This window comes from Corynebacterium sp. HMSC08F01, from assembly GCF_001807545.1.
In the GTDB taxonomy this organism is placed as follows: Bacteria; Actinomycetota; Actinomycetes; order Mycobacteriales; family Mycobacteriaceae; genus Corynebacterium; species Corynebacterium coyleae.
In genome coordinates this window covers 22,890-32,156 of record NZ_KV789292.1, presented here as the reverse complement: position 1 = coordinate 32,156, position 9,267 = coordinate 22,890, and the positions used below count along the sequence as shown (strand labels likewise).

General features: G+C 62.0%; 10 protein-coding genes and 1 other RNA gene. 1 reads left to right on the top strand and 10 read right to left on the bottom strand.

Going from position 1 to position 9,267, the window contains the following annotated elements; genetic code table 11:
* Nucleotides 1–50 precede the first annotated feature (50 nt).
* The 6 genes from HMPREF3171_RS03930 to HMPREF3171_RS03905 form a co-directional block, all read right to left on the bottom strand.
* A complete protein-coding gene (locus HMPREF3171_RS03930) occupies nt 51–806 on the bottom strand; it encodes an iron ABC transporter ATP-binding protein (protein WP_070483094.1) in 756 nt (251 codons plus the stop codon).
* The gene (locus HMPREF3171_RS03925) at nt 803–1,804 is read right to left on the bottom strand and encodes an iron chelate uptake ABC transporter family permease subunit (protein WP_070483092.1); all 1,002 of its coding nucleotides are present in this window, start codon (nt 1,802–1,804) and stop codon (nt 803–805) included. Before HMPREF3171_RS03925 ends, HMPREF3171_RS03930 begins: the two co-directional genes overlap by 4 nt.
* On the bottom strand, nt 1,797–2,774 hold the full coding sequence (locus HMPREF3171_RS03920; protein ID WP_070483090.1) for an ABC transporter permease: 978 nt from the start codon (nt 2,772–2,774) through the stop codon (nt 1,797–1,799). Before HMPREF3171_RS03920 ends, HMPREF3171_RS03925 begins: the two co-directional genes overlap by 8 nt.
* 7 nt (nt 2,775–2,781) lie before the next feature.
* Nucleotides 2,782–3,810 (bottom strand): siderophore ABC transporter substrate-binding protein, encoded by a 1,029-nt coding sequence (locus HMPREF3171_RS03915; protein ID WP_070483089.1) that lies wholly within the window; start codon nt 3,808–3,810, stop codon nt 2,782–2,784.
* Between the two features lie 186 nt (nt 3,811–3,996).
* Nucleotides 3,997–4,554 (bottom strand): META domain-containing protein, encoded by a 558-nt coding sequence (locus HMPREF3171_RS03910; protein WP_168161871.1) that lies wholly within the window; start codon nt 4,552–4,554, stop codon nt 3,997–3,999.
* Nucleotides 4,555–4,606: 52 nt separating this feature from the next.
* Nucleotides 4,607–5,161, bottom strand: coding sequence for an META domain-containing protein (locus HMPREF3171_RS03905; RefSeq protein ID WP_070483084.1), 555 nt, complete (start codon nt 5,159–5,161; stop codon nt 4,607–4,609).
* Between the two features lie 155 nt (nt 5,162–5,316).
* On the opposite strand from HMPREF3171_RS03905, the gene HMPREF3171_RS03900 reads away from it, so the two are divergent.
* Nucleotides 5,317–6,384, top strand: a complete 1,068-nt coding sequence (locus tag HMPREF3171_RS03900; RefSeq protein ID WP_070483082.1) for an LLM class flavin-dependent oxidoreductase — start codon at nt 5,317–5,319, stop codon at nt 6,382–6,384.
* Between the two features lie 226 nt (nt 6,385–6,610).
* On the opposite strand, the gene ssrA is transcribed toward HMPREF3171_RS03900, so the two are convergent.
* The 4 genes from ssrA to ftsX form a co-directional block, all read right to left on the bottom strand.
* Nucleotides 6,611–7,000: a transfer-messenger RNA gene (gene ssrA, locus HMPREF3171_RS03895) on the bottom strand.
* A gap of 175 nt (nt 7,001–7,175) precedes the next feature.
* Nucleotides 7,176–7,826, bottom strand: coding sequence for an SDR family oxidoreductase (locus HMPREF3171_RS03890; protein WP_070483080.1), 651 nt, complete (start codon nt 7,824–7,826; stop codon nt 7,176–7,178).
* 23 nt (nt 7,827–7,849) lie between these two features.
* Nucleotides 7,850–8,347, bottom strand: coding sequence for an SsrA-binding protein SmpB (gene smpB, locus HMPREF3171_RS03885; protein ID WP_070452075.1), 498 nt, complete (start codon nt 8,345–8,347; stop codon nt 7,850–7,852).
* Nucleotides 8,348–8,362: 15 nt separating this feature from the next.
* Entirely contained in the window at nt 8,363–9,265 is a 903-nt protein-coding gene (ftsX, locus tag HMPREF3171_RS03880) for a permease-like cell division protein FtsX (protein WP_070483078.1), read from the bottom strand.
* Nucleotides 9,266–9,267: the final 2 nt, after the last annotated feature.

Sequence of the window (9,267 nt, the reverse complement as noted above, 5' to 3'; positions counted from 1 at the left end):
ATATAACCACGAACTCACAAACAACACAAATCCGCAGTACAGCGTAGGTTTTAGTGATAACACGCAATAGGTCCATGCGGACCTTCAATAACCTCCACCGGAGTATTGAAGATGGAGCTCAGCAGACTGTCGCGCATGATCTCGTCAACCGCACCAAAGGCGGCAACTTCCCCGTCCTTTACTGCGCAGATGTAGTCCGCGTAGCGTGCGGCGAAGTTGATGTCGTGCAGAACGATCACGATGGTTCGGCCAAACTCGCGGGATGCGGAGTGCAGGTGCTTCATCATCTCTACGGAGTGGGAGATGTCGAGGTTGTTCAAGGGCTCGTCGAGAAGCACATAGTTCGTTTCCTGGCTAAGCACCATCGCAACGTAGGCGCGCTGACGCTGACCACCGGAGAGCTGGTCGAGGAAGCGATTCTCCAGTTCGCGCAGGCCGAGGAAGTCGATGTAGCGCGAGACGATCTCCTCATCTTCGGGGGTCAGGCGCCCGCCCGAGTACGGGAAGCGGCCGAAACCGACGAGTTGGCGCACGGTCAGGCGGGTCACAAAGTGGTTTTCCTGGCGCAGGATGGACACGACTTTGGCCAGGTCTTTGGAGCGCGCCGAGGTGACGTCCATGCCTGCAACTTCGATGTGACCGGAATCGAGGTCGAGGAGCCTGCCGATCATCGTCAGTAGGGTCGACTTACCTGCACCGTTCGGGCCGACGAGGGCGGTGATGCCGCCTTCGGGGATGTCCAGGGTGACCGGTCCGATGTCAACACTACTGCTGTAGGCCTTGCGGACTTCTTTGAGTTGAATCACAGGCGTCCCTTTCTCAAAATCACGATTAGGAAGGTCAGGCCACCGACCAGTTCGATGATGATGGAGACCACGCCTTGCGCGTAGAAGATGTGGTTCATCACAAAGTACGCACCCGACAGGATGCAGTATCCGAGCAGTATCGCCATGGGGAAGACGTAGCGGTGGTCGTAGGTATCCGCGGCTTGGTACGCGAGTGTGGCCACGAGGAAGCCGAGGAAGGTCATCGGGCCGACCAGCGCGGTCGATACCGCTATGAGGATGGCCACCAGCACGAGCGTGTAAATCGCGTGCTTTTTGTGGTCCACGCCTAGATTCATGGATACGTCGCGCCCCAGAGACAGGACGTTGAGCGCGCGCGAGTTGAAGATCAGTAGTCCCGTCGCCACGATGACCAGCGGGATTGCCAACGGGTAGTACTCCGGGTCGGCGTTGTTCACGGAACCAAACAGGCGCGCGGTGAGCACGTCGAACTCGCTGGGTGTGAGCATGCGTTGCATAAACGTAGATACTGCACCCAGTCCCCCGCCGAGCACGATGCCGACCAGCAGCATGGCGTGCATGTCGGGGTTGTTGCCGGCGAGCAGCCATGTGTAGAGCACCAGGCTGAGCCCGATCATGAGCACGAGCTGGAAGACAAACATCTCCAGGGTGTGCGCGTTGATCAGCCCGGCTGCGCCGAGGAAATACACGGTTGAGGTGTGGATGGCGACGTAGAGCGATTCGAACCCCATGATCGACGGGGTGAGAATTCGGTTGTTTGTCACCGTTTGAAACGCCACGGTTGCTGTCGCTTGGCACACAGCCACGATGGCCATCGCGATCACCGCGTTCATACGACGTTGCGCGATCAGCCAGTAGCCGGTGGACCCGAACTCCATCGGGTTGCCGTACGCGAGCAGCCCCGCGGTAAATAGCAGTGCGGCCACCGCAAGCGCGGCAATAATCATCCAGTAGCGCTTTTTGCTTTTCGACGACTGGAACGCCCCGATCTCACGCATTCCGGCTCCGCCTCACAATCATGGTGATAAACACCGCAGCGCCGATGACGCCGAGGATGACGGACACGGGCATTTCGAATGGGGCGATGATGGTACGGCCGATGAGGTCGCACACCGTTACCACTCCAATGCCGGTAAGGCAGACCCATGGCAGGTTGGAGCGGAGGTCGTCGCCACGCATCATGCTCACGATGTTCGGCACGATCAGTCCCAGAAATGGCAGATTGCCGACGACCACCGTGACCACGCCGGCGGCCACTGCGACCAGGCTGGTGCCGACGAGCACGATGCGGTTGTAATTCAGGCCAACGTTGGTGGCCACGTCTTCGCCGAGGCCGGCCACGGTGAGCCGGTCGGCGTAGAAGAACACGGCGATGACCACGAACAGCACGATCCACAACACCTCGTACTGCCCCGCGATCACGCTGGTGAACGAGCCTGCAAACCACACGCCGAGCGATTGCAACAGGTCGGCCTGCAGCGCCCAATAGGTGGAGACTGCGCTGACCACGGCGCCGAGCATGATGCCGACGATCGGCACGATCAGGCTGGAGCGCAGCGTGACCTTGCGCAAAAAGGCAAAGAACACCATCGTGCCCACAAAAGCGAAACCGACGGCAAGCAGCATGCGCGTCATGATCGTGCCGTTTGGAAAGAACACGAACGACGCGAGCAGGCCCAGACCGGCCCATTCTGTGGTGCCGGTGGTGGTCGGCTCGACGAAGCGGTTCTGGGTGAGCATCTGCATGATCAACCCACTCATCGCCATCGCCGCGCCGGCGAGCACCAACGCGATGGTGCGCGGGACGCGGGTCGTACGGAACATGGCCCAGCCGTCGTCGCTATTCAAAATGTCGTACTGCCCCACCGCAAGCGAGGTCAGCAGCAGTAAAACGACAATGACAACACCCACCCCAAGCTTCCAATCCAGAAGCTTGGGGCGGGTGGTGGTCGCAGTTGGATGTGTCATTCAGGGGTTACTTTGCAGCCTCGAACTTGTCTGCCAGATCGTTGAGGATCTCGGTGTAGGTGAGGATGGACTCGTTGGTGTAGGTGTCCTTCGGCGCCACGTAGACGTGGTTGTCTTTCACCGCGGTGACGTTCTGCAGCGCAGCGGAGTCGTTGATCACAGACAGCGCCTCCGGGGAATCCTTGGCGGACTTGATCGCTGCATCGCGGTCGAGAGCGAAGATCCAGAACGGGTTCGCGTCAGCGATTGCCTCGACGGAGATGTCATCACCCTTGTGGTCGTTAGAGGCGTTCTCCACCTGAAGCGCCGGAGTGAAGCCGATGAGGTCAAACAGTGGGCCCCACACGCGACCGATGCCCGGTGCGACGTAGCCGATCTCGCCACCAGAAACGTTCACACCCATGACGGTCTGATCCGGGTTGTACGCGTCGCGGGTGCGCTGGACAGCCTCGGTGAACTCCTTGACGGTCTGCTCAGCCTCGGCCTGCTTGCCAAAGATGTCGCCAAGTGCCAAGGTCTGGCGGATGAGCTCGCGGTCAAACGGCTCGTCGTCACGCGGCTCGAACTCAACGAGCACGGCGTTCGGGACCAGCTTCTCAATTTCCTCGTCGTACTTACGGAAGCGCTGACCGGAGACAATCACGTCCGGGTCAGCTGCCACGATGGCCTCGAGGTTCGGCTCCTTGTGGTTGCCGATGTTGACGATGTCCTCGTTGTCCGCAATTCCCGGAATCGTGTTCGGGACGAGGTCGCGCGGCGCTGCGACCGGCTTAACACCCCAGGAGTCCAGGAGCTCGAAGGTGCGGTTGTCCAGAGCGACGACGCGCTGCGGGTTGGCCGGCACTTCCTTCTCGCCGTAGTTGTCGGTCACCTTGACGGTGCTGCCATCGGTGGTGGCGGAGGAGGAGGCAGCCTCGGAGGTGGCTGCTGCAGAGGTGGTGGTCTCAGCGGCCTGCTCTGCGTTGGAGCATGCGCCGAGCGTTAGCGAGCCTGCGACTGCGAGGGCGATCAGCGCGGTGCGCGGGAAACGGATCATTGTCGTCCTTTCAGACTTAGGTAAGGGTTACCTGCGCCAGTTTAGGGTACCCATACTTAAAGTCAACCGGCACCCCCGGTTTCCGCCCATTTAGACTACAAAACTGTGTTGTAAATGGCCGGGGCGGGGTCGTCGCAAAGCAAAAAGCCCCAGGATGACCTGGAGCTTTGCTGTCTTTCGCGATTGCTAATCGACGACGCGCACCGGCAACTTCACAAACTCAACCGATTGCCCCTGTGCGGCCAGCGCAAGCGTGGACGGATCGACCTGGAACACCGCCGGGCCGGCGCGCAGGATCGTCTTTAGATCATTCGCGGCAACCTCCGCACCCGGAGGGCACGCCATGCGAGTCTCGTTGAGGTCACCGACGCGCAACCTGCCGGTCGTATCCACCTGGTAGGTGGAGTTACCCGCGTTGCAGCCATCGTTGTAGGTCAGCGTGCCGTCCGGGCGGAAATCAACGTTGATCTTGTCATTGTTCTTGGCACGCAAGGTGGTGTCCAGTGCGGGCTGGACTTGGTCGTTAGGCAACTGCGTCGCGCCTTCCGCAAGCGGAACCATCAGCCCAGTGCCAGCGGGCTGCTGCCCCGCCGGGTTAGAAAACAGGGAGGAACTCATCTGGACAAACTGGTCAATGCTGCTCGAGCGCTCCTGCGCGCCAGCCGTGCCGACACCAAGGGTGCCGCCGGCCAGGGCCGCGAGCGCGGTTGCAATGGACAATGTTTTCTGAGTCTTGATACCCATGCCCCACACGGTAGCGGCCGGATTCGCGGGTTCAAGGGGTTTCATGGGATGCCTATGCAACTCCAAGAAACTCAATCATCTTGCCTTGGGCGCCAAGGGCGATGGTGTCGTCGTTAAGTTTGTACACAGCGGGACCCGCTCGCAGGATCGACTTCAGTTCATCGGACTTGTTCATGCGGGTTGGGTCGCAAAGACGCTGGGTCTCAGCGAACGCGCCCACCTTTACCCCACCGCGAGCGTTGACCTTGTAGGTTGCGTTGCCGACGTTGCAGCCGTCGTCGTAATTGAGCCGGCCCTGCGGCGTGAACGTCAGGGTGATCGCGGCATCTTCCTTCGCCTGCAGCGGCTGTGCGAGAGCTTCCTTTACATCCTTTGCTGCCAGTGGCTTGGCGTCCTTCGGCAGATCCTTCAGCAACATGCCTCCCTTATTGCCCAGCACGGCGCCGGTGTAGGTGTCCCAACCCTTCTGCACCAACTGGTCCAGGTTCGGGTTGGCCGACGAGAGCTGCGCTACCTGTGCGTGCGCGGTGCCAGCACCAATGAAGCCGCCGGCGAGGGCGGCTAGGGCGGTTGCAGCGGACAACGTCTTCGCAGTCTTTGAAATCATGCGCACGACCGTAGCGCCGGGCTGTGGTCGCGCCAAGGGATTTAATAAACCTTTTAAGCTCCTCCAATACAACGTTGAGGCCGTTTTTCGGTTGCGCTGCTCGGCACAGGCTATGATATTTGTTGATATGTCACATAACTGATCTGGAGGACCCCATGAAAGCATTCGGTTTCTTGAGCTTCGGGCACTACGCCATCGGCGGCCAACGCGGCCCCTCGGCAGAAAAGGTAGCGAGAATCCACCTCGAGATCGCCAAAGCTGCCGACGAGATCGGCGTCAACAACGCATCCTTCCGCGTCCACCACTTCGTCCCGCAAGCCTCCGCCCCGATGCCGCTGCTCGGTGCAGTTGCAGCCTCCACCGAGCGCATCGAAGTTGGCACCGGCGTGATCGACATGCGCTACGAAAACCCGCTCTACCTCGCCGAAGAAGCCGCCTCCCTCTATCAACTCTCCGGCGGCCGCGTCGCCCTTGGCGTATCCCGCGGCGCCCCCGAGGTCGCCGAGCGCGGCTGGGAAGCATTCGGCTACAAGGGCGAAGCGCCGAACGGTGCCGACGTCGCCCGCAACCACCTCGAAACCTTCATGGCCGCCGTCGACGGCCACGGCTTCGCCACCGCCGCGCCCCTCGAGCGCCAGTACCCCAACATGTTCCAGCCCGGCTCCGCCCTGCCGGTCTTCCCCATGGCACCCGAGCTGCGCAAGCACATCTTCTACGGCTCCGGTACCCACGCGTCTGCCGAGCAGGCCGCGCGAGACGGCCTGAACCTCATGTCCTCCACCCTGGTCTCCGAGACCACCGCGCAGACACTTGGCGAGATCCAAGTCGACCAAATCAACCGCTACCGCGCAGCCTGGAAGGAAGCCGGCCACGACTGGACCCCGCGCGTATCCGTGTCCCGGTCCATCTTCCCCATCGTCGACGGCACCGACATGGCACGCTTCGGCATGCAGGCCTCCGGCTCCGACCAGGTAGGCATGCTTCCCGAGGTCGGCGCCTCCACCTTCGGCCGCACCTACGCCGCCGAGCCGGACAAGCTCATCGAGCAGCTCAAGGCCGACCCTGCCGTCATGGCCGCCGACACCCTTCTGCTCACCATCCCGACCGGCATGGGCGTGGACGTAAACGTAAAGATCCTGGAGAACTTTGCCACCCACGTCGCCCCAGCACTCGGTTGGCAGCCGAACACGGAGGGCCCGGTCACCGGCTACGAGATCGTCTAGCTCCCCTTCGGGTGCCGCTAGACGGTCTCGCAGTGGCCTCGACGTTTCCCCAGGTCATATTGGGGACCGTTTTCAGTATGGAGCTGATCGTCTGGTTGCCCTCGCGGGGAGCTAGACGATGTCGAGGAACTAGACGATGAGCACCGCAGAGTGGGGGCTGTACTCGGTGCAGGTTCGCCGGCAAATAATAAAACCCGCTGGCCGTTTGGCCAGCGGGTTTCGCACTCGGTGGAGCCGCCGGGAATTGAACCCGGGTCCTTCACCACCGCACCAGGGCTTCTCCGTGCGCAGTTCGCACAGAATCTCTGCTCGGCCCTCCGGATCAGGCGAACATGTCCGGATGACGGGCCCAGTCAGTGAAAAATGTCCCTTCCAAGGCCCCACTGACAGGGCCGGAAGGCAAGTCCCCTAAGTCGACGCCAGGTACCGGGTCGGGGACATCCCCGGCCTGACGGACACGCAGGTCGCTGAACCTTTCTAATTAGGCAGCGAGGGCGTAGTCACGCTGAGAGTTCTTCTCTGCGTTTATTAGTTACAGCGACGCTTTCGGTGGTCTCCTGCCTGCACCGGCACGCTTCCCCTGGCTAAGTGATGAAGTCGAAACCAAATCGACCCCTTCAACTACGAAGAAACGTAGGAGAAGAAACGTTACCCCACGCGGCGCCGGAGCACAAGGGGCCGAGCGCGCCGGAGCACAAGGGGCTGGGCACGCCAGAACCCGAGCAACGCCCGCAAGCCCGCCTCAGCCGGCAAGCCCGCCTCAGCCGGCAAGCCCTGCCCCAGCCGGCAACCTACCCCGTGAACGCTGGGCGGACGCGGAGGAATTCGATGACGGCGTCGGGGCCGGCTTCGACAGCTAGGCGGGCTGCCTTGGCTACTTCGGTGGCGGCCATCTTGGGCAGGCCGTCGTCGCCGGAGAGCATGTCGGTGTCGGTGCGGCCCGGGTGCAGCGAGGTCACGCGCACCTTGCCGGCTTCCTCCTGTGCGAGCGAATCGGTAAAGCCGCGCAGCGCGAACTTGGAGGCGCAGTAGGCGGAGTTGTTGGCGATGCCGTGGTAGCCGGCGCCGGAGTTGATGGTGATGATCAGGCCGTTGGATCGTCGTAAAGCAGGAAGCAGCGCGCGAGTCAGGGTCACGGGCGCGTGGAGGTTGACTTCCATCATGTTGCGCCAGGATGCGTCCGTGAGCTCCGAAAGAGAGCCGTTTTCCATCACGCCGGCGGCCAGCACGAGGACGTCGAGTTCGTCGATCTCAGCGGCGGCGCGCTCAATAGCTGCGGTGTCCGTCAGGTCCACCTCGAACGGCTCCGCGCTGGGAAGCGCCGAAACAATCTCGGACGCATCCTGTGACGCACCAGCGTAAATGTGGTGGTCCTTGCCAAGTTCGTCAGCGATCGCGCGACCGATGCCGCGGGACGCTCCAGTAATCAGTGCCTTTTTCATAGGCCCCCACCGTACTGAAAACGCTACGCCTTGATGCCCTTCAACTTGCGGCCCAGCTCACGGGTGATTTCGCGGTCCTCGGTGCGTCGCTTGATGGCGCGGCGCTTGTCGTAGTCCTGCTTACCCTGGCCGAGGCCCAACTCGACCTTGGCGCGGCCGTCCTTGAGGTAAAGCGACAGCGGGATCAGGGTGCGGTTGCCGTCGCGGACTTTGCCTTCCAGCGAGTCGATCTCGCGGCGGTGCAGCAGCAGTTTGCGGGTGCGGCGCGGCGGGTGGTTGGTCCAGTGCCCCTTGGAGTATTCGGGGATGTGCATGTTGCGCAGCCAGACTTCACCGTTGTCGATGGTGGCAAACGCCTCCACCAGCGACACTTTGCCTTCGCGCAGCGCCTTGATCTCGGTGCCTTGCAGGACGATGCCGCATTCCCATGTGTCCAAGATGGTGTAGTCATGGCGAGCTTTCCGGTTGGTCGCTAGGACGCCGGTGTTGGAAAGCTTCTGCTTTTTGTTCTTCTTGGACATAGGCGCTCGAGTGTACTACTTACGCACGTAGGAGCGAAGCGCCACCTGTGCTGCAAGGCCGCCGAGCACCATGGCGACGAGCCCGGTCAGTGGCATGACGGCCCACACTGCGGAGTCTGGGACGCGGGCGATGAGTTGGGATGCGTAGAGGTCGCCGAGCAGCGGGTCCACTAGGAACTGCTTGCCGGCCCACACGCCGAAGGTGGCCAGCACCGCGCCGAGCAGCACGGAGATCACGGCCTCGAGCACGAACGGGGCCTGGGTGTACCAGCGCGACGCACCCACCATGCGCATGATGCCGATCTGTTCGCGGCGGTTGAACGCAGCCAACTGCACCATGTTCGCGATCAGGAACACGGCAGCCAGAGCCTGTGCTGCGGCGATGACGAAGGCGGCGTTGCGGAACGTGTTCAGCGTGCCGGCGGCGGAGCGTACGGTGTCGGCTTGGTCTGAAATGACGGTGACCTGCGGCATCTCACGAATCGCGTCGAGCGGTGCCGTGTCAGTCGGGTCCTCCAGGCGCACGTGCAGTGCGGCCGGGAGCGCATCCGGGGTGGTCTCACGCACGAGTTCCGGCTCGGCGTCCTGGAACAGTTCCACGAACCGCTCGTAGGACTGCTCGCGGGAGCGGAAGGTGACTTGCTCGACGCGGTCGTCGCCCTGCAGGGTGTCGCGCACCTGCTTGCAGGCGTCGGTTGAGCAGTCCTTGTCGTTAGCGGAAATTTCCTCGTCAAGTTCGACCATCACTTCGACGCGGTCGAGGTAGAGCTTCTTCGTATCGGCGGTGGCCTGCGAGATCAGAATGCCGGTGCCGACGAGCGCGAGTGAGAGCGCCGTGGTGATCACCAGCGCGATGGTCATGGTCAGGTTGCGGCCGAGGCCTTTGAAGCCTTCGCGGAAGATGAAATTCCAGTTCATGG

Coding starts and splice junctions, on each gene's coding strand:
- HMPREF3171_RS03925 (WP_070483092.1), bottom strand. CDS start 1,804: ATGCGTGAGATCGGGGCGTTCCAGTCGTCGAAAAGCAAAAAGCGCTAC.
- HMPREF3171_RS03920 (WP_070483090.1), bottom strand. CDS start 2,774: ATGACACATCCAACTGCGACCACCACCCGCCCCAAGCTTCTGGATTGG.
- HMPREF3171_RS03915 (WP_070483089.1), bottom strand. CDS start 3,810: ATGATCCGTTTCCCGCGCACCGCGCTGATCGCCCTCGCAGTCGCAGGC.
- HMPREF3171_RS03910 (WP_168161871.1), bottom strand. CDS start 4,554: ATGGGTATCAAGACTCAGAAAACATTGTCCATTGCAACCGCGCTCGCG.
- HMPREF3171_RS03905 (WP_070483084.1), bottom strand. CDS start 5,161: ATGATTTCAAAGACTGCGAAGACGTTGTCCGCTGCAACCGCCCTAGCC.
- HMPREF3171_RS03900 (WP_070483082.1), top strand. CDS start 5,317: ATGAAAGCATTCGGTTTCTTGAGCTTCGGGCACTACGCCATCGGCGGC.
- HMPREF3171_RS03890 (WP_070483080.1), bottom strand. CDS start 7,826: ATGAAAAAGGCACTGATTACTGGAGCGTCCCGCGGCATCGGTCGCGCG.
- smpB (WP_070452075.1), bottom strand. CDS start 8,347: ATGTCCAAGAAGAACAAAAAGCAGAAGCTTTCCAACACCGGCGTCCTA.
- ftsX (WP_070483078.1), bottom strand. CDS start 9,265: ATGAACTGGAATTTCATCTTCCGCGAAGGCTTCAAAGGCCTCGGCCGC.